Below are 19683 nucleotides of genomic sequence, written 5' to 3' on the forward strand. Positions count from 1 at the left end.
TGTCGGGATCACTCTCCCGCGCGGCCGGGTCCGGCGCTTTGATGCACCTCAAGGACGGGATCGCGCCCCGCCGGCAGGCTCGCCCGAGATCTGCGGCATCGGGAGGCGGACATGCGGGAGACGAGCGCGGGCGCGGCGCGGCCCGGCGACGAACGAAACGACGGGACCGGCCTCGCCCAAGAGCACGGCCTCGCCTTCGTGCCCGGTCCGCTCGGGCCGCAAGGCTTGCGCGAGATCGACGCCTATTGGCGCGCCGCCAACTACCTGTCGGTCGGGCAGATCTACCTGATGGATAACCAGCTGCTGCGCCGGACGCTGGCGCCCCAGCACGTCAAGCCGCGGCTCCTCGGGCATTGGGGCACCACGCCGGGATTGAACTTCATCTACGCCCACCTGAACCGGGTGATCCGCGAGCGCGACCTCGACATGATGGCGGTCTGGGGTCCCGGCCACGGCGCTCCCGGCCTCGTCGCGAATGCCTGGCTCGAGGGAACCTACGGCGAGATCTATCCGGACGTCTCGCGCGACGCCGACGGGATGGCGCGCCTGTTCCGGCAGTTCTCGTTCCCGGGCGGCATCCCGAGCCACGCCTCGCCGGAGCTGCCGGGCTCGATCCACGAGGGCGGGGAACTCGGCTATGCGCTCGCTCACGCCTTCGGCGCCGCCCTCGACAATCCTGGCCTGACCGTCGCCTGCGTCATCGGCGACGGCGAGGCGGAGACGGGCCCGCTCGCCGCCTCCTGGCACTCCAACAAGTTCCTCGATCCCCTGCGCGACGGCACGGTCCTGCCGATCCTGCACCTCAACGGCTACAAGATCGCCAACCCGACGCTGCTCGCCCGATTGGAACGGGACGAACTGGAGAGCCTGCTCGTCGGCTACGGCTACGCTCCGGTCTTCGTCGAGGGGCAAGAATCCCCTCCCTTGCCCGGCCCGATGCACCAGGCGATGGCGGCCGCCCTCGACGGCGCGCTGGACGCCATCGCGGCGATCCGCGAGCGGGCGCGGCGCGGCGAGACGGAACGCCCACGCTGGCCGATGATCGTGCTGCAGAGCCCGAAGGGCTGGACCGGGCCGCGAACGGTCGACGGCAAGCCGGTCGAGGGGACGTGGCGCGCGCATCAGGTCCCGGTCGCGTCGGTGCGCGAGAACCCGGAGCACCTCGCGATCCTGGAGGGCTGGATGCGCTCCTACCGTCCGGAGGAGCTGTTCACGGCCGACGGCGCGCTTGCCGCGGATCTCGCAGGACTGCCGCCGACGGGGAAGCGGCGCCTCTCGGCCAACCCGCACGCCAACGGTCACGGGTCGCGGCCCCTGCGCCTGCCGGACCTGGCCCCCTCGCGGTCGAGGTGCCGGCGCCGGGCCGCGTGACGGCGGAGGCGACGCGCGCGCTCGGCGCCTACCTCCGCGAGATCCTGGTGCTGAACCGGGAGGCCGGCAACTTCCGCATCATGGGCCCCGACGAGACCGCCTCGAACCGCCTCGACGCGGTGTTTTCCGTCACGGGCCGCGCCTGGCAGGGCCCGATCCAGCCGGGCGACGATCACCTGAGCCGGGACGGCCGGGTGATGGAAGTCCTGAGCGAGCATCTCTGTGAGGGCTGGCTCGAGGGCTACGTCCTGACCGGCCGCCACGGCCTGTTCGCGACCTACGAGGCCTTCGTGCACGTGGTCGATTCGATGGTGAACCAGCACGCCAAGTGGCTCAAGGGGTCGCGCGCCCTGCCCTGGCGCCGGCCGGTGCCCTCGCTCAACATCCTGTTGTCGTCCCACGTCTGGCGCCAGGACCACAACGGCTTCAGCCACCAGGATCCGGGCTTCATCGACTTCCTCGCCAACAAGCGCGGCGACACCGCCCGCATCTACCTGCCGCCGGACGCCAACACCCTGCTCTGCGTCATGGACCATTGCCTGCGCACGCACGACCGCATCAACGTGGTGGTGGCCGGCAAGCAGCCGGCCCCGCAATGGCTCGACCTCGAGGCGGCGGCGGCCCATTGCGCGGCGGGCGCCGGGATCTGGGGGTGGGCCTCGAACGAGGGCGAGGTCGAGCCCGACGTGGTGATGGCCTGCGCCGGCGACGTGCCGACCCAGGAGACCCTGGCGGCGGTCGAGTGGCTGCGCCGGCACGTGCCGGATCTGCGCCTGCGCGTCGTCAACGTCGTCGACCTGATGACGCTGGCCTCGCCCGAGATGCATCCGCACGGGCTGGACGACGCCACCTTCGACAGCCTGTTCACCCGCGACCGCCCGGTGATCTTCGCCTATCACGGCTATCCGTGGCTCATCCACCGGCTGACCTACCGGCGCAGGAACCACGACAGTCTCCACGTGCACGGCTTCATCGAGGAGGGCACCACGACGACGCCCTTCGACATGTGCGTGCTGAACCGGCTCGACCGCTACCACCTCGCGCAGGCGGCCCTGCGCACCGTTCCGCGCCGCCTCGGCACCCGGGGCGACCATGCCGAGCAGGCCCTGCGGGACGCGCTCGCCGCCCACCACGCCCATGTCTGCCGGACCGGCGAGGACCTGCCGGAGATCCGCAACTGGGCCTGGCCCGAGCGGCATGGTTCGGCGCAGGTCGATCCGCGCCGGGTCGAGGGCGACATCATGCAGGGGGATGGAGAGATCGGGGACCGGCATTCCGAAGCGACGGCGCCGGGCGGATCCGCCTTGGATGATGCGATCGACGGGTGGACCGTAGCGCCGAAGGTGTAAGAACCTGCTCGATTGATCTCTATAAATATCAGATCCTATTCGACTTGCGAAAATTTAGCCGCAACGACCTTTTCCCATCCCTCTCGCGACCTCATCCTGAGGTGCGACTGAAAGGAGCCTCGAAGGAGGGCTCCAGAAGTCTTCGCGATCCCTGGAACCCTCCTTCGAGGTCAGTCGATTTTCAATCGACTGACACCTCAGGATGAGGTCGTGTGTGGGAGTAAGTGATTGAGTCAAGCAAACAGGATTTCAAACCCACCGCGTCATTCCGGGCTCCGCTGCGCGGCCCTGGAATGACGCGGTGGGTACGAGTACTGTTGATCAGGTCAAACGGGCTTTGTGAGGCTGAGGTGGCACCGCGGATCGACGCCGGGCAGACTCGAACGACGAGCCGCGCGCTCGAACCGGAGCGCACAGGCCCGCCTGATCCGTATGGCGGCGGAGCCCAAAAGCCGTGATGGGTCGCAGGTCCGGCGACGGGGAACGCCGGACGGTTACGGTTCCCGGTCCGGCACTACCTCGCTCACGTAGGCGACCATGAAGGTGCGAAAATCCCCGCCGCCGGCGTCGCGGATCGAGACGTACTCGCCGACCACGAAGGCGTGCGTCCCAAGGCGGTAGCCTGCCTCGTCGTCGTCCGTCGTGCGGTCGTCGTAGTCGATGAGCCAGGTCGCCCCGCCCTCCCCGCCCGCCCGATGGACGAGCCGGCCGTGGCGGTCCGGCTCGCCGGTCCAGAAGCGGCGGACGCGGCAATAGTCGCGAGTCTCGCGCCAGAGGGCGGCGTCGAGACGGCCGTCCGGCCCGAGCGGGGCGACGAAGTCGTAGCCGCGCCCGGCGCTGCCGTCGGGATGCCCGGGGCAGCGCGCCAGGGTCAGGGTCACACGGTGCAGCTCGGCCGACGCGCCTGGGTCGGAAGCGGTGGGGCCGGGGTCTTGCGCCCGCCTTCCGGGTGCGTGCGTTCCATGAGCCATGATCGCCTCCTCAGGTCAGGGCGACGGTCCGGTCGTCGACGGCGCGGACGCCCGGGACCGACCAGGCCGCCCGCTCCGCCGCGACCTGCTCGGCGTCGCTGCCGACATGGCCGGTCAGGGTGACGACGCCCTCCGAGACGGCGACGCCGATCTCGGCCGCGTCGAGGCTGGGATCGAAGTCGAGTTTGTCGAGGACGTCGCGGCGCAGATCCTTGTCGGTCATCGCAAAGCTCCTCTGGCATGGCTCCCGGGAGTTCGGCTGTGCTCGCCGGAGTTTCTTCGAGACCTTGGACGAGCTACGGGGACGAGCCTTGATCCAGCGCAAGGCCGACGCGGCTCTCCGCCCGGGCGAGCCCGGCGCAACGCTGCATCTCCCGGCGCAGCACGGAGACCGGCTCGTCACTCCCCGCCGCGGCGAGTTCCACGACCAGGCGCGCCAGGAGCGCCTCGTCGTCGAGGGGCACGGTCTGGGCAACGAAGGTATCGGTGAAGTGCGAAGCCGCGTCGGGGCCGAGCGCCATCCGCTCGCAGGCCCAGCGCGCCAGGAGCCGGTTGCGCCGGGCGCGCTCCTGGAAGCGCTTGTCTTCCTCGTGCGCGAACTGGCGCTCGAAGGCCTGCTCGCGTTCGTCGAACGTCGTCATGACGACCTCCCCTCTCATCTCATCCGTCTGATGGCTGCGCCGCTCAATCCTCGACGAGCCGGTGCATCCGGCCTCGGCGCAGGCTGACCTTGCGCCCACCGGTGCGCAGGAGTGCCCCCTCGGCTTCCAGCTGGGAGATCGTGCGTGACACGGTCTCGATGGTCAGCCCGAGGTAATCGGCGATGTCGCGGCGGGTCATCGGCAGGTCGAAGGTGCCGGTCCCACCCAGCCGCAGGTCGACGTCGAGCAGGAAGGCGGCGACGCGCTCCAGCGCCGAGCGCCGCCCGAGCAGCAGCATGTGGTCCTGGGCTTGGCGTAAGGAACGGCTCGTCAGGTTCCAGAGCTGGCAGGCGACCTCCGCGCGATGGGTGGCGATCCGCTCGACCTGGCGCCGCTTGAAGATCAGGACCCGGGTCCCGGACAGGGCCTCGGCGCTGTGCCGATGGGCCTCGCCCGGCTCGAAGCCGAACAGGTCGCCGGGCAGGTGGAAGCCGGTGATCTGGCGCCGGCCGTCGCTCAGGACCTTGTGGGTGCGGACCGCGCCCTGCATCACCCGGTAGACGCTCTCGGCCTCCTCGCCCTCGCCGAAGATCTCCTCCTCGCGGTCGTAGGCCGCAGGAGTGCCGATGAGTTCGGGGCAGGCGGCGAAGAGGCCGGGGCCGTCGCCGGCCGCCACCGGCGCGCGGGAGCCTGCGAACGGACGTGAGGCAGGAGGCAGGACCGTCTCTCGCGACATCTTTTTCGCTCCTCATCGCGTGGAACGAGGGCGAGAGTGGCCGGACTATTGTCCTGAAGACAGTCCGGTCGGTCGCTTAAGCGGACTTGCTTAAGGGCTCTTACGGAGGCGCGAAGAGGCGCGGCCTCCGGCCGGAGCGGGGAAAGCGGGTCTCGCCCGCCCGGGCCCGCCCCGCGAAGAGCCGCAGCGCTGGCGAAATCCCGCGGCGGCCTGCCCGGCCGGGGCAGGCCGGGTACGAGGGCCGTTCGCGAACCGGGATCGCCACGACCGCTCGCGATCACGTCGATCCTCGGGGGGCCGGTGCGGGACGACAGGCCGCGAGAAGGTCGACGAGCGCCTCGAAGGCGAGCGGCTTGTCGACGAGGGGCACGCCGGCCTCGCGCGCGCGGATGCGGATGCGCGGGTTGGGATGGCCGGTGATCAGGATGACCGGAACGCGGGCATCGAGGTCGCGCAGGCGCCGACAGACCTCGAGCCCGTCCATCCCCGGCATCACGTGGTCGAGGAGCACGCAGAGCGGACAGGGTCCCGGAAAGACCGAGAGGAGCTCGAACCCGCTGGCGAAGGTCTCGACGCGGTGCCCTTCGCTCTCGAACAGGAAGCGGGTCGAATGCAGGACAGCCGGGTCGTCGTCGACGACGTAAATGGGGGGAGCGCTCACCATGGGACCGGCCGTGTCGATCGAGGCGCGGATGCGAGATACGACCGTGGCTGGCCGCGTGGCTTCCCGCCTTGACCTGCCTCAAGCGGGTCAGGCGAGGCCGGCCAGGACCGACCGGCGCATCAGGTCCTGGAGGGTGGGGGCCTGCGTCCCGGCCATCAGCGTCGCCCGGCAGATTTCCACGGTCCGGGATCCGGGCCGGCGCTCGTCGTTCGGTCTCGACCAATTGCTCGACGGGGTGTGAGCCCGCTTGAGCTGGATCAAGGCCGCCCGTTCCCGGCAGGGCGAACCATGGCGTCGAGCCCAGCCCGGAGACGATCCATGTCGATGCCCGCTCCCTCCCCGCTCGCCGCCTTCCGCGACATCCTCGTCGGCACCATCGTGGAGGACGAGCGCGACCGGGTCTCCCCGGCCGTCGGGTACGGGCTCTCGCTGGCGGAGGCGGCGGGCGCCCACGTGACGATCCTGTCGTCCTCGTGGTGCCTCGTCGGAACCGACGCCTGGCTCCAGGGGACCGCCGACCCGGGCATCGGGGTCGTCGACCGCCGCCTCGACGCCCTGGCCCGGGCCTATGCCGAGAACGCGGCCGGCGCGGCGGCGCAGGCGGGCCTCGTCTGCACCTGGGAGACGCCGCGCCTGCCCTATCCCGAGGTGGTCCACCGGCTGGCGGCCGAGGCGCGGCTGCACGACCTGACGGTCCTCGACCTCGGTCCGCGCGGCGAGATTCTCTCGCGCGAGACGGTCGAGGCGGCGCTGATCGGCAGCGGCCGGCCGGTTCTCGCCGTGCCGCGCTCGCACCCGGCCTTCGCCGGGCAGCGGATCCTCGTGGCCTGGGACGGCAGCCTGCAGGCGGCCCGCGCTGCCAACGACGCCCTGCCGCTCCTGCGCGCCGCGGACGCGGTCGAGATCGTCTCGGTCGGCGACGCGGACGACCTGCTGACCTCGGTGCCGGGGGCCGAGTTCGCCCGCCACCTCGCGCGGCACGGCGCCGCCGTCACGGTCAGCGACCTGCCGCAGAACGGCAGCATCGCCGACACGCTCCGCAGCCATGCCGGCCTGGTGCGGGCCGACCTGATGGTGATGGGAGCCTACCGGCATTCCCGCGCACGGGAATTCGTCTTCGGCGGCGTGACCCGCTCGCTCCTCATGGACGCGCCGGTCCCGCTGTTCCTCGCGCATTGAACCAAGGAGGTTCGTCATGATCCGGAAGCACCCGACCCCTGCGGCATCGGTCCGGACGGCGCGCCGGCGCAAGGCCATTCGGCAGACGCTCAGGCCCGCCGTCGCACCGACGCGGTCGCCCCCCGAGGACGAGGCGCCGATCCCGCCGGTCGCGGCGGACGACCTCGCGCCGTTCGACGAGAGCGACCTGCACGCCCTGAGATCCGGCTGGCACTTCGTGGAGTAACCCGCGATCGGGTCGCCAGCCTCGTCGCCGGGATCGGCATCAGGCCGCCGGCAATCCGGGGCGAGAGCCACGATCGGGCCCCGCGAGGGCCCGCATGGCGTTCAGGATCACCGCGACGTCGATCGCCTCCTGCAAGAGCGCGCCCTGCACCGGCGTGAGCGCGCCGAGCGCCGCCGCGACCATCCCGGCAAGCGAGAGCCCGAGCCCGACGAGCACGCTCTGGAGCGCGATGGCGCGGGAGGCCTTCGCGATGCGGATGGCCTCCGGCAGCGGCGCCAGGCTGTCGACGAGGAGGACCACGTCGGCGGCCTCCGCGGCGGCGGCGGCGCCCCGGGCGCCCAACGCCACGCCGAGATCCGCCGCCGCGAGTGCCGGCGCGTCGTTGATCCCGTCGCCGACCATCATCACCGGCCCGCGCCGCCGTTCCTCAAGGACGACCTTCGTCTTGTCCGCCGGGTCGAGATCGGCGGCGACCGCATCGATCGGCAGCCCCGCCGTGAGCGCCTCGGCGAGGTTACGCCGGTCCCCCGTCGCGAGCACCACCCGGGCGATGCCGCATTCCCTCAAGGAGGCCAGGATGGCGGCCCCGTCGCGGCGCAGCGGATCGGCGAAGGACAGGATCGCCGCCGGCCGGCCGTCGACCGCCACCAGGATTGTGGCCGACGCGACCGGCCCGTCCACGTCCGATCCGGCGGGCGGAAAGGCGATCCCTTGCGCGCGCATCAGGCGCGGCCCGCCCGCGCCGACGCGACGGCCCTCGACCAGCCCGGTCACGCCGTCGCCCGGAACCTCGGTCACCGCCGACGGCGAGGCGAGACTCAAGCCCTGCGCCTTCGCCTCCTCGACCAGGGCCCGGGCGATCGGGTGGGCCGAGGCCTGATCGAGGGAGGCCGCCAGCCGCAGGGCTTCCGCCTCGCCGAAGGGCGGCAGCGCCGCGACGGCCCTCAGGCGCGCCCGGCCGTGGGTCAGGGTGCCGGTCTTGTCGACCACCAGGATCTCCGCCCTGGCCATGGCTTCGAGCGCGCCCCCGCCCTTGACGAGGACCCCGCACCGCGCCGCCCGCGACAGGCCCGAGACCAGGGCGACCGGCACCGCCAGGATCAGCGGGCAGGGTGTCGCCACCACCAGCACGGCCAGCGCCCGCACGGCATCGCCCGACGCGGCCCAGGCCCCGCCGGCGAGGACGAGCGTGACGAGGAGGAAGACGATCGCGTAGCGGTCGGCGAGCCGCGCCATAGGGGCTTTCGCCGCCCGCGCCGCCTCGACGAGGCGCACGATGCCGGCATAGGTGCTCTCGTCCGCCCGCCGCTCGGCCACGAGCGTGAAGGCCTGGCCGACATTGAGGCTGCCGCTGAGCACCGCCGCGTTCGCCGCGAAGGCGGCGGGCAGCGATTCGCCGGTGAGGCTCGACAGGTCGAGGACGGCGCGGCCCGCGGCGACGCGCCCGTCGACCGGCAGGACGTCGCCGGCCCGCACCAGGATGCGGTCGCCCGGGGCGAGATCCGCCAGGGGAACCTCCCGCATGCGAGGCGCGTCGGCGCCGTTCCCCTCCTCACGAAGGGCGGTGCGCGGCTGGCGCGCGATCAGCGCGGTCATCGCCCGGCTCGCCCGTCCGGCGACGTAGGCCTCCAGCGACTGGCCGCCGGCGAACATCAGCGCGATGACGGCACCGGCCAGGGGTTGCGACAGGGCGAGCGCCCCACCCATTGACAGGACGGCGACGAGGTCGAGCCCGACATCGCCCCGCGCCAGGCTCGTCGCCACCTGGACCAGCAGGAATGCGAGAACCGCCAGGGTGGCGAGGCTCCAGGCCAGGGCGGCGGCATCGGCGTGGCCGAGGGTTCGGGCCACGAGACCGGCGCTCAAGCCGAGGAGCGGCAGCGCCACGAGCCCGGCCGGCAGGGCCGCCGCCCATGCGAGCGTGGGCCTCCTGGCAGGAGCGTCGCCGGTGGCCACCTTGTCGGTGTCAGCCTTGCCGACGGCTCCTCCTGTTGCGGGTGAGTGCTCCATGGCCGTCCTCTCCTCCCTGGCTCTGCCCGTCCAGACACGCACCGAAGACAGGAGCGGGGCCTTGCGCTGGATCAAGCGCGGGCCGGTGCGGCGGAGGCGATCGATCCTTGAGCAGGATCAATGTCGGGCGACGCCATCGGACGGAGGATCAGCATGACCGAACGGAGGGGGGATTCCATGCTGGCACGCGACATCATGCACCGCGACGTCGTCACGGTGACGCCGGAGACGCCGCTGGGCGCGATCGCCCGGCTGCTGGTCAAGAGGCGGTTCGGCGCCGTGCCGGTCACGGACGAGACCGGGATCCTCGTGGGGATCGTGAGCGAGGCCGACCTGCTCCACCGCGAGGAACTCGGCACCGAGCGGCGGCGCAACCGCTGGATCGACGCTTTCGCGTCGATTGAGACGCTCGCGAACGCCTATCGGAGCGCTCACGGCCAGCTCGCGCGCGACGTGATGGCCCGCTCCGTCGTGACTGCCAGCCCCGACGCCTCCCTCGCCGAGATCGTCGAAGTGATGGAGCGCCGGCGCATCCGCCGGGTCCCGATCGTCGAGGCCAAGCCCGACGGGAGCGAGCGACTCGTCGGGATCGTGACCCGCGGCGACCTCGTGCGGGCGCTCGCGACCCTGGTCCCGGCCTCCCCCGCCCCGACCACCGATCGGGCCCTCACCGACCGGCGCATCCGCGACATGCTGCTGGCCGAACTCGCCCGCCAGCCCTGGACCGACAAGGCCGAGGGCAACGTCACGGTGCTCGACGGCGTCGTCCATCTCTGGGGTCCCGTGACGAACGAGGCCGAGGCGAGGGCGCTGGTGACCGCGGCGGAGGGCATCCCGGGGGTCGTCGCGGTGCGCGATCACACCTTCGTCGCCTCCTGGGGCGCCGACCCGATCATGCTCTGACGCCCGCTCGAGAGCGTCACGATCGCGTTGCACACGGTCCGCGACAGGACGGCTCGTGTGCGGCTCCGGTGCTTCCCATCGGCGACCTCGTCCTGAGGTGCTGGCGATCGAAGATCGCATTCGACCGCGGGGAGCCTCGAAGGAGGGCTCCAGAAACCTCCGAGGGCGTCAGCGCCTGACGTTTCCCCATGCGGCGGCGATGCGTCCACCCCGCCCGGCGTGACGGCCATTCTCGACGATCACCCTGCCGCCACGGCAACATCGGATGCGAACAGGAGACGATCATGACGTCCAGGACCACAGGCTCCGAGACACCGCCGGTCTCCGGCTTCGGCGACATGGCCGCGCTGCCGACCACGGAATCCAAGCTCTGGCGCAGCTTCGGCATCGACCTGCCGCTGCGGCTCGCCGCCGAGATCCTGACCTTCGGCAGCCGTCGCCTGCAGGCCCAGGCCGAGCACGTCGCGGCGCTCGGCCGCTGCGGCTCCCCCGCCGAGACGATCGAGCTCCAGACGGACTTCCTGATGAAGACCTTCACCGACTACCAGCGCGAGGCGGATGCGCTCTCCCGCGATGTCGTCGACATCGCCGTGCCAGGGTGAGCATCGGCCTCACGCCGCCCTCGGCCCGGGATTCGGCCTGGGAACGGTCGGCAGGACGGGAGGGAGGCCACCGTCGCGATGAACCCACGTTGAGGTGCATCGAGGGCGCTTTCGTCAGCGCGACATCAGCACCGGGACCGTCATCGAAGCGAGGATCGTCCGGCTGGTCCCGCCGAGGATCGCCTCGCGCAGCCGCGAATGGCCGTAGGCGCCCATCACCAGGAGATCGGCGCCGCGATCGGACACGTGCGAGAGCAGCGCCTCGCCCACCGGGACACCGCCGGGGATGACCTCGACCGTCGCCTCGATCCCGTGCCGGGCGAGATGGCGGATCGCACGCCTGCGCGTCGCCTCCGGCACCGGCTCGTCGGTCACGCTGACGAGCTCGACCCGCGCCATACGGCGCAGGAGCGGCAGCGCGTCGCCGAGAGCGCGCGCCGCGGGCGCGCTGCCGTCCCAGGCGACGACCGCACAGGAGAATCGGGGCGGCGCCAGCTGGTTATACGGCACCATCAGCACCGGTCGCGCGCCCTGGAACAGCAGGGTGTCGAGATAGGCGTCGGCCGGCTTGGGCGCGGCCTCGTCGGCCTGCTCGATCACCGCGAGGTCGCTCAGATGCACGAAGCCGGCGAGGCGCAACGGCGCGAGCGGCGCCGAGGTGCAGATCGCGCTCGTCTCGCACGGGATTCCGGCTTCCCGCGCCGCTTTGGCCACGGCCTCGACCGCCGCGGCGGCCTGCTCGCGGGCATCCTGCTCGGCGGCCACGACGAGGTCGTAGCGAATTTCCGATTGCGCGAAGGTCTGGAACGGCACGAGCGGCAGGACGCTCACAGCCGAGACGGTCGCCTCGAGCATCGCCGCGAGCGTGATCCCGTAGGGCGCGGCGCGCCGGCCCACCCCGTCGACGACGATCGTCAGATCCTTGATCACGGCCGGTCTCCCGCTGCGGGAACCCGGTGAGGATCCGCCCGACGGGGAGGCGCCACCTTGATCCAGCGCAAGCGGGCGCCGTGGGACTTGACCCGCCTCAAGGCGGCAATGGACAGGTTGGGCTAGCGAACGCTGATGGGGGCGGCTCTCGTCGAGGATTCGCCCCCGCTCCCCAGGGGCGACGGCATGCCGACGAGCCTGCACCCGGACACGGCCGACCTCGCCCGACCCCGCCGGCAGGACCCGCCCGAGGCCGCCGGCCCGGTCCCGCGCCGCGCCGCGCGAAATCACATGGCGCCTTCCCTCCTCGCCTTCATCTGGCGCGAGAGCGCGCTGGCGCAGGTCGGGCTGGCGCTGCTGGCGGTCGCGGTGTTCCTGGCCGGCCTCGCGCCCATCGAACTCCAGCGCCGCGCCGTGAGCTTGGCCACGGGCTTGGCCGTGCGCGGCGCCGATCCGCATCCGCTCCTCGGGCTCGCCCTGCTCTACATGCTGGCCGCTGCCGGCCTCGGCGGGCTCAAGCTGGCGCTCAATCTCGGCCGCGGCTTTGTCGGCGAGCGCGCCGTCCGGCGCCTGCGCGCCGCCATCATGGCCGATCTCCACGCCGCCTCCGGCCCGGAGCGGGGGATCGCGATCGCGATGGTGCTGGACGAGGCCGAGCCGGTCGGCAGCTTCGTCGGGGTGTGCCTGTCGGAGCCGCTGCTGCAGGCCGGCGTGCTCGTCTCCACCCTCGCCTACCTGGCGTTCCTCCATCCGCCGATGGCGCTGGTGACGCTCGCGGTGTTCTCGCCCCAGCTCGTCTTCGTGCCGCTGATGCAGCGGGCGATCAACCGCCGCGTCGCCGCCCGGGTCGGCCTCCTGCGCCGGATCAGCGGCGGACTGGTCGAGCGGCCGGCGGCGCTGCCGGGGCCGACGCCGGCGGAGCTGGACCGCCTGGGCGGCGTCTTCCGCCTGAACATGGGCATCTTCGGCTTCAAGTTCTCGATGAACGTCCTGATGAACCTGTCCTACCACCTCGGCGTCGCCGGCATCCTGGCGGTCGGCGGCTACGCCGTCGCGGCGGGCGAGGCGGAGATCGGCACCGTGGTCGCCTTCGTGTCGGGGCTCGCCCACATGAACGACCCCTGGGGCGACCTCGTCGGCTGGTTCCGGGACGTGAGCGTGACGCGCACGAAGTACGACCTGATCGTCCGGGCGACGTCGGGTCCGGCCGCCGAACGGGCGTGATCTGGATCAAGGGGCGCGGGCCCGGGCCCGGTTACGACGGATCGGCGCTGGAGACCCGACATGACCGACGCGATCCTGGCGATCAACGCCGGCTCCTCGAGCCTGAAATTCGCCCTCTACGCAGCGGAGTCGCTCGCTCTCCTGTGCCGCGGCGGGGTCTCGGGTCTCGGCGCGTCTCCCCGGCTCGAGATCTCCGGCCCCCTGGCGCTCACCGGCGCCCCGCCGACGGCCTGCGACCATGCCGGCGCCGTCGCCTGGCTCCTCGACGCGCTCCGGCGCGTGCCGGGCCTCGCCGTGCGGGCGGCGGGGCACCGGGTCGTGCATGGCGGACGGGACTTCTCGGCGCCGGTGCGGATCGACGACGCGGTTCTCGCCCGCCTCGACCGGCTGGTGCCGCTCGCCCCGGGCCACCAGCCCCTCGCCCTCGCGGGACTCCGGGCGGTGGCGGAGGTCTGGCCGGGCCTGCCCCAGATCGCCTGCTTCGATACCGCCTTCCACCGCGGCCAGCCGCGCCTCGCCCAGCTCTTCCCGATCCCGCGGGCGCTCTCGGACGAGGGGCTTCTGCGCTACGGCTTCCACGGCCTGTCCTACGAGCACGTCGCCACGGTCCTGCCGGAGGTGGCGGGACCGCGGGCGGAGGGTCGGGTGATCGTCGCGCATCTCGGCCACGGCGCCAGCCTCTGCGCCCTGCGCAACCGGCGCAGCATCGCCTCGACGATGGGCCTGACCGCCCTCGACGGCTTGATGATGGGCACCCGGTCAGGGTCGGTCGATCCCGGCCTCGTGCTCCACCTGATCCGCGAGCGGGGCCTGTCGCCGGGCGCGGTGGCGGATCTCCTCACCACGCGCTCGGGGCTGCTCGGGGTCTCGGGCATCAGCGACGACGTGCGGGTGCTGCAGGACTCCGACGATCCGCGGGCGGCGGAGGCCCTCGACCTCTTCGCCTATCGGGCGGTGCGCGAGGCCGGCTCCCTGGTGGCGGCGCTCGGCGGGCTCGACGCCCTGGTCTTCACCGCGGGCATCGGCGAGAACGCGCCGCGGATGCGGGCGGCGATCGCGTCCGGTCTCGCGGCGTTCGGCGTCGCGCTCGATCCGGCCCGCAACGCGGGCGGCGAGCGGTGCATCGGCAGGGCCGGATCGCGGGTCGCGGTCTACGTCGTGCCGGCGAACGAGGAACTGCCGATCGCCCGGGCGGTGGTTCGCTGCCTCGCCGAGGCCGCCAGCCGGGGATAGCCGGTCAGCTCGCCACCCCACGAACCGCCCCCCGTCGATCGCCTTCCGGAACACGAGCACCGCGGCGAGGGCGCCTCGCATCACGCCGTTGCGTGATCGCGAACGACGCCCAGCAGGATCGTGGAGACGTGGGTATCGATCCGCTCGACAGGCCCCTCCCCGGCCAGAAGCTGCACCAGGAAGGCACGGATCTCGGAATCGGGCTCGCCGGGAGGCTCGATCGCGTTGCAGGTCTGCATGCTCACCGCCACCATCCCTCCGTTCCCGCGCGACGAGCGGGGTCTCGTGGCGTCGCGAGCGGCCGGCGCGGTTCGCCGGTCTCCCGGGGGGCCATCGCTGGCGTCGGCATGGCCCAAGGCTTCACCGCCTCGGCCACCGCGAGGGAAAGGACCGTGATCGCCGCGACGGCGATCAGGATCGCGGGTCACGGTGGTGATCATCGGCAGTAATTCGGGGTGAGGCCGACCGCCAGCGCCACCGCGAAGAGCAGGGACTCGACGACCGGGCGCCCGAACGCCACCCGCACGCGCCCGTCACCACGACGATCTCGACGCGCTCGGCTTGGACGAGGAACGGCAGGGCGTCGTGCAGGGCGCGGGCCGCCTGGGCGCTGCAATCCCAGGCGACGAGGATGCGGCGCGTCGCGGCCGTCCCGCAGCCCGGCGGGACGACGATCAGCGGGCGGCCGCTCTCGAACAGCAGGGTCTTGATCAGGCCGCGATCGCCCGTCAGCATCCGCGGCTCGGCGTCGATCACCGCGAGATCGTGCAATCGGGCCTGGGCCGCGAAGCGCGCGAGCAGGCGGTCGTTCGGACAGGTGCTCGGCCTGCGCCGTGCACAGGATGCCGGCGGCGGAGGCATCGCCCCGGGCCCGTTCGGCCGCTTCCTCGGCCAGCTCCCGCAGCCGCCGGTTCTCGGCCGCAACGACCATGCCGACGAAGCGGGAGATCCAGGCATGCGGCAGGACCAGCCGGACCGAGACCGCCTGGACGGTCACCTTGGCCTGCGCGTGCTCCGCCAGGGACAGGCCGTAGGCGAGCGCGCTCGACGGGGTCTCGTCGGGCCCGCTCGCCTCGGCGCGCCGCGAGGCGAACGTCGCGGACAATGCGGGCCTTGCCGGTAGCGGCTTGCGGATGCCGGGCGTCGTCCACCGGCGGAGGCCGGAGGCGAGCCGCACCACTCCGGCGGACGGCGTCGAGCAGGACCTCGTCTTCCTCGGCCTGATCGGCCTGCGCGATCCGCCCCGCCCGGAGGTGCGCGAGGCGGTAGCCCGCGGTCTATGTACGACCGCCGGATCGACGCCGCCTCGCCTTGGTCACGCGAGCTTCGCGGTCCATGGCCCGCTCGCCCTGCTCGGCAGCGCCTTCTGCCCGATTCTCGTTCATCGGCCCGCAGGCACGCTCCACGCTTCCTCCCCGCGGTCGATCGCCCTGCCGCAGCCGCGCTTCGCTCGCGGTGACCAGCTCACGGAGGAACTCACACCCTTAGAAACGCCCCCATGCTGGGCGCACCACGGAAAAGGCCCCCGGATCACGGATCCGGGGGCCTTTTCATGTCAGCACAGGATCGAGGCGGTCAGTGCGCCACCAGTCCGGACGCGTCGTCGTCCGAGCGGGCGGGCGAGGCCTTCGGCAGCGGCTCGTCCCAGTCGATCGCCTCCGGCATGCGGATGAGCGCCCGCTCGAGAACCTGATCCATGCGCGAGACGGGGACGATCTCGAGCCCGTTCTTCACGCTGTCGGGGATCTCCGCCAGATCCTTGGCATTCTCCTCCGGGATCAGCACGATCTTGATGCCGCCCCGCAGAGCCGCCAGCAGCTTCTCCTTGAGGCCGCCGATCGGCAGCACCCGGCCGCGCAGGGTGACCTCGCCGGTCATGGCGATGTCGCGGCGCACCGGGATGCCGGTGATGACCGAGACGATGGCGGTCGCCATGGCGATGCCGGCCGAGGGACCGTCCTTCGGGGTCGCCCCCTCCGGCACGTGGACGTGGATGTCGCGGCGCTCGAACAGCGGCGGCTCGACACCGAAATCGACGGCCCGCGAACGGACGTAGGACGCCGCCGCCGAGATCGACTCCTTCATCACGTCGCGCAGGTTGCCGGTGACCGTCATCTTGCCCTTGCCGGGCATCATGATGCCTTCGATCGTGAGCAGCTCGCCCCCGACCTCGGTCCAGGCCAGCCCGGTGACCGCACCGACCTGGTCGTCGGCCTCGATCTCGCCGTAACGGAACTTCGCCGGGCCCAGGAAGGTGTCGAGGTTCTCGGCCGAGACCGTCACGCTCTTCACCCCCGAGATCAGGATCTCCTTCACCGCCTTGCGGATCAGGTTCGAGATCTCGCGCTCCAGGTTACGCACGCCCGCCTCGCGGGTGTAGCGGCGAATCAGGAGCATCAGGCCGTCATCGGTGATCGACCATTCCTTGGGCTCGAGGCCGTGCTTCTTGAGGGCGCCGGGCATCAGGTGCTTGCGCGCGATCTCGACCTTCTCCTCCTCGGTGTAGCCGGCGATGCGGATCACCTCCATCCGGTCCAAGAGGGCCGGCGGGATGTTGAGGGTGTTGGCGGTCGTCACGAACATCACGTTCGACAGGTCGTAGTCGACCTCGAGGTAATGGTCGTTGAAGGTCGCGTTCTGCTCCGGATCCAGCACCTCGAGGAGCGCCGCCGACGGGTCGCCGCGGAAGTCCATGCCCATCTTGTCGATCTCGTCGAGCAGGATGAGCGGGTTCGAGGTCTTGGCCTTGCGCATCGACTGCACGATCTTGCCGGGCATCGAGCCGATATAGGTCCGGCGGTGACCGCGGATCTCGGCCTCGTCACGCACGCCGCCGAGCGACATGCGCACGAACTCGCGGCCCGTGGCCTTGGCGATCGACTTGCCGAGCGAGGTCTTGCCGACGCCGGGGGGGCCGACGAGGCAGAGGATCGGGCCGGTGAGCTTGTTGGCGCGCTGCTGCACCGCCAGGTACTCGACGATCCGCTCCTTGACCTTGTCGAGACCGAAGTGATCGGAATCGAGCATGGCCTGGGCGCCGGGCAGGTCCTTCTTGATCTTCGAGCGCTTGCCCCACGGGATGCCGAGCATCCAGTCGAGGTAGTTGCGCACGACCGTCGCCTCGGCCGACATCGGTGACATCTGGCGCAGCTTCTTCAGCTCGGCCAGCGCCTTGTCCCGCGCCTCCTTGGACAGCTTGGTCTTCTCGATCTTGTCCTCGAGCTCGGCCAGCTCGTCGCGGCCGTCCTCGTCGCCGAGTTCCTTCTGAATGGCCTTCATCTGCTCATTCAGGTAGTACTCGCGCTGGGTCTTCTCCATCTGCCGCTTGACGCGGGTGCGGATGCGCTTCTCGACCTGCAGCACCGAGATCTCGCTCTCCATCAGCGAGAGCACGCGCTCCAGCCGTTGGGCGACGGTCGGGATCTCGAGGATCGCCTGCTTGTCGGAGATCTTGACCGCGAGGTGCGAGGCGACCGTGTCGGCGAGCTTCGAGGGCTCGTCGATCTGGATCACCGCCGAGACCACCTCGGGCGAGATCTTCTTGTTGAGCTTGACGTAGTTCTCGAACTCCGAGATCACCGAGCGGGCGAGCGCCTCGGCCTCGATCTTGTCGCCGAGATCGTTCGGCAGCACCTCGGCGTCGGCGGCGTAGTACTCGTCCGAGCGGGTGAAATCCTGGATCTTGGCGCGGCCGCCGCCCTCCACCAGCACCTTCACGGTGCCGTCGGGAAGCTTGAGCAGCTGGAGCACGCTGGCGAGCGTGCCGATGGTGTAGATCGCGTCGGTGGCCGGGTCGTCGTCGGTGGCGTTGACCTGGGTGGCGAGCAGGATGTGCCGGTCGGTGCGGACCGCCTCCTCGAGCGCACGGATCGACTTCTCGCGGCCGACGAAGAGCGGCACGATCATGTGCGGGAAGACCACGATGTCGCGCAACGGCAGGACCGCGTAGGTCCCGGTCGAACCGGGGACGACGGGCTGGCGCGATTTCGGCTGGGTCATTGACTGACTTCCTTGTGTGGTGACGCCCAGGTCCCTCCCCTCATGGGGACAAGCAGGAGGAACGATGGGGGCCGACCGGGCCGCGGGGGTCGGAAACGAGGAGAGCGGCCGGGTCGCGGCACCGCACCTCGTCGGGTGAGCATGCGGCCGCCGCGTTGAGTCTCAGGTGGCTCCTTGGGGCGCCGCTTTCAAGCACCGTGCCACCCGGCCGCATCCGGCCACCTCTCAAGCAAGAGGCCGCCGTTTTCGCGGCGGCCTCTCAGGTCACGGTCAGGCGCTGGCGCTCGCCGGTGCGTCCTTGCCGCGGTCGCCGTGGATGTAGAGCGGCCGCGACTTGCCGTCGACGACCTCCGGCCCGATCACCACCTGCTCGACCGAATCGAGGCCGGGCAGGTCGTACATCGTCTCGAGCAGGATGCTCTCCAGGATCGAGCGCAGGCCGCGGGCGCCGGTCTTGCGCTCGATCGCCTTGCGGGCGACGAGGCTCAGCGCCTCTTCCTGGAACGTCAGGTCGACGTTCTCCATCTCGAACAGGCGCTGGTACTGCTTCACCAGCGCGTTCTTCGGCTCCTGGAGGATGCGCTTCAGGGCGGTCTCGTCGAGATCCTCGAGGGTCGCCAGGACCGGGAGACGGCCGACGAATTCGGGGATGAGGCCGAACTTCAGCAGGTCCTCGGGCTCGACGTTGCGGAAGATCTCGCCGGTGCGGCGGTCGTCCGGAGCCTGGACGGTGGCGCCGAAGCCGATCGAGGTCCCCTTGCCGCGGGCCGAGATGATCCGCTCCAGCCCCGCGAAGGCGCCGCCGCAGATGAACAGGATGTTGGTCGTGTCGACCTGGAGGAATTCCTGCTGCGGGTGCTTGCGGCCGCCCTGCGGCGGAACGCTGGCGACCGTGCCCTCCATGATCTTCAGGAGCGCCTGCTGCACGCCCTCGCCCGACACGTCGCGGGTGATCGAGGGGTTGTCCGACTTGCGCGAGATCTTGTCGATCTCGTCGATGTAGACGATGCCGCGCTGCGCCCGCTCGACGTTGTAGTCCGACGCCTGGAGCAGCTTGAGGATGATGTTCTCGACGTCCTCGCCGACGTAACCGGCCTCGGTCAGCGTCGTCGCGTCGGCCATCGTGAACGGCACATCGAGGATGCGCGCCAGGGTCTGGGCCAACAGCGTCTTGCCCGACCCTGTCGGGCCGATCAGCAGGATGTTGGACTTCGCCAGCTCGACGTCGTTGTGCTTGGTCGCGTGCGCCAGGCGCTTGTAGTGGTTGTGCACAGCCACCGACAGGACCTTCTTGGCAAAGTCCTGGCCGATGACATAGTCATCGAGGACCCGCCGAATCTCCTTCGGGGTGGGTACGCCGTCCCGCGACTTCACCAGCGAGGACTTCGATTCCTCGCGAATGATGTCCATGCACAGCTCGACGCACTCATCGCAGATGAAGACGGTCGGGCCCGCGATCAGCTTGCGAACCTCGTGCTGGCTCTTGCCGCAGAACGAGCAGTACAGCGTGCTCTTCGAGTCGTTGCCGCCAGCCTTGCTCATATGGGTCTCCAAGTCCCCGACCGGCCCCGCCCCGGGGACGCGACCGCATCGCTTTTAGATAGTGGCGCCCGGCTAAAGAAACAGTCACCGCCTCCCGCGCCGC

At 71.2% G+C, this 19683-nt stretch carries 16 protein-coding genes and 2 pseudogenes; 7 read left to right on the top strand and 11 right to left on the bottom strand.

Annotation, left to right across the window (positions count from 1 at the left end; translation table 11 throughout):
- The first annotated feature begins 111 nt into the window (after positions 1–111).
- Positions 112–2720: pseudogene (locus tag F1D61_RS01925) on the top strand (phosphoketolase family protein).
- Between the two features lie 494 nt (positions 2721–3214).
- On the opposite strand, the gene F1D61_RS01930 reads toward F1D61_RS01925, so the two are convergent.
- From F1D61_RS01930 to F1D61_RS01950, 5 genes and pseudogenes are all read right to left on the bottom strand, one after another.
- Complete coding sequence (locus tag F1D61_RS01930) at positions 3215–3691, bottom strand: hypothetical protein (RefSeq protein WP_203156285.1); 477 nt, start codon at positions 3689–3691, stop codon at positions 3215–3217.
- 37 nt (positions 3692–3728) lie between these two features.
- Positions 3729–3914 (bottom strand): annotated as a pseudogene (locus F1D61_RS01935) (BON domain-containing protein); the annotation flags it as partial.
- A gap of 73 nt (positions 3915–3987) precedes the next feature.
- Positions 3988–4332 carry an ATPase inhibitor subunit zeta gene (locus tag F1D61_RS01940; RefSeq protein ID WP_203156286.1) on the bottom strand — a complete coding sequence of 115 codons (345 nt, stop codon included), beginning with the start codon at positions 4330–4332 and terminating at the stop codon, positions 3988–3990.
- Between the two features lie 43 nt (positions 4333–4375).
- Entirely contained in the window at positions 4376–5068 is a 693-nt protein-coding gene (locus tag F1D61_RS01945; protein WP_203156287.1) for a helix-turn-helix domain-containing protein, read from the bottom strand.
- Between the two features lie 277 nt (positions 5069–5345).
- A complete protein-coding gene (locus F1D61_RS01950) occupies positions 5346–5732 on the bottom strand; it encodes a response regulator transcription factor (protein WP_203156288.1) in 387 nt (128 codons plus the stop codon).
- A 318-nt stretch (positions 5733–6050) separates the two neighbouring features.
- On the opposite strand from F1D61_RS01950, the gene F1D61_RS01955 reads away from it, so the two are divergent.
- Together F1D61_RS01955 and F1D61_RS01960 are read left to right on the top strand one after the other, a co-directional pair.
- Positions 6051–6911, top strand: coding sequence for a universal stress protein (locus tag F1D61_RS01955; protein WP_203156289.1), 861 nt, complete (start codon positions 6051–6053; stop codon positions 6909–6911).
- A gap of 16 nt (positions 6912–6927) precedes the next feature.
- Positions 6928–7137, top strand: a complete 210-nt coding sequence (locus F1D61_RS01960; protein ID WP_203156290.1) for a hypothetical protein — start codon at positions 6928–6930, stop codon at positions 7135–7137.
- A gap of 39 nt (positions 7138–7176) precedes the next feature.
- On the opposite strand, the gene F1D61_RS01965 is transcribed toward F1D61_RS01960, so the two are convergent.
- Complete coding sequence (locus tag F1D61_RS01965) at positions 7177–9147, bottom strand: heavy metal translocating P-type ATPase (RefSeq protein WP_203156291.1); 1971 nt, start codon at positions 9145–9147, stop codon at positions 7177–7179.
- A gap of 177 nt (positions 9148–9324) precedes the next feature.
- On the opposite strand from F1D61_RS01965, the gene F1D61_RS01970 reads away from it, so the two are divergent.
- Both F1D61_RS01970 and F1D61_RS01975 read left to right on the top strand, forming a co-directional pair.
- The gene (locus F1D61_RS01970; RefSeq protein WP_203156292.1) at positions 9325–10050 is read left to right on the top strand and encodes a CBS domain-containing protein; all 726 of its coding nucleotides are present in this window, start codon (positions 9325–9327) and stop codon (positions 10048–10050) included.
- A gap of 284 nt (positions 10051–10334) precedes the next feature.
- The gene (locus F1D61_RS01975; protein WP_203156293.1) at positions 10335–10652 is read left to right on the top strand and encodes a phasin family protein; all 318 of its coding nucleotides are present in this window, start codon (positions 10335–10337) and stop codon (positions 10650–10652) included.
- Positions 10653–10766: 114 nt separating this feature from the next.
- On the opposite strand, the gene F1D61_RS01980 is transcribed toward F1D61_RS01975, so the two are convergent.
- On the bottom strand, positions 10767–11582 hold the full coding sequence (locus F1D61_RS01980) for a universal stress protein (RefSeq protein ID WP_203156294.1): 816 nt from the start codon (positions 11580–11582) through the stop codon (positions 10767–10769).
- Between the two features lie 186 nt (positions 11583–11768).
- Between F1D61_RS01980 and F1D61_RS01985 the strand changes: the two genes are divergently transcribed.
- A complete protein-coding gene (locus tag F1D61_RS01985; protein ID WP_246775675.1) occupies positions 11769–12806 on the top strand; it encodes an ABC transporter ATP-binding protein in 1038 nt (345 codons plus the stop codon).
- A gap of 60 nt (positions 12807–12866) precedes the next feature.
- Entirely contained in the window at positions 12867–14039 is a 1173-nt protein-coding gene (locus F1D61_RS01990; RefSeq protein ID WP_203156295.1) for an acetate/propionate family kinase, read from the top strand.
- A gap of 80 nt (positions 14040–14119) precedes the next feature.
- Here F1D61_RS01990 and F1D61_RS01995 read toward each other — a convergent pair whose 3' ends face one another.
- From F1D61_RS01995 to clpX, 4 genes are all read right to left on the bottom strand, one after another.
- On the bottom strand, positions 14120–14284 hold the full coding sequence (locus F1D61_RS01995) for a hypothetical protein (RefSeq protein ID WP_203156296.1): 165 nt from the start codon (positions 14282–14284) through the stop codon (positions 14120–14122).
- A 166-nt stretch (positions 14285–14450) separates the two neighbouring features.
- Positions 14451–14795 (bottom strand): hypothetical protein, encoded by a 345-nt coding sequence (locus F1D61_RS02000; protein WP_203156297.1) that lies wholly within the window; start codon positions 14793–14795, stop codon positions 14451–14453.
- A gap of 819 nt (positions 14796–15614) precedes the next feature.
- Positions 15615–18038, bottom strand: coding sequence for an endopeptidase La (gene lon, locus F1D61_RS02005; protein WP_203156298.1), 2424 nt, complete (start codon positions 18036–18038; stop codon positions 15615–15617).
- Between the two features lie 270 nt (positions 18039–18308).
- Positions 18309–19580, bottom strand: coding sequence for an ATP-dependent Clp protease ATP-binding subunit ClpX (gene clpX, locus F1D61_RS02010; RefSeq protein WP_048445376.1), 1272 nt, complete (start codon positions 19578–19580; stop codon positions 18309–18311).
- Positions 19581–19683 lie beyond the last annotated feature (103 nt).

Origin of the sequence: Methylobacterium aquaticum, assembly GCF_016804325.1 — a bacterium.
GTDB classification, from domain to species: Bacteria; Pseudomonadota; Alphaproteobacteria; order Rhizobiales; family Beijerinckiaceae; genus Methylobacterium; species Methylobacterium aquaticum_C.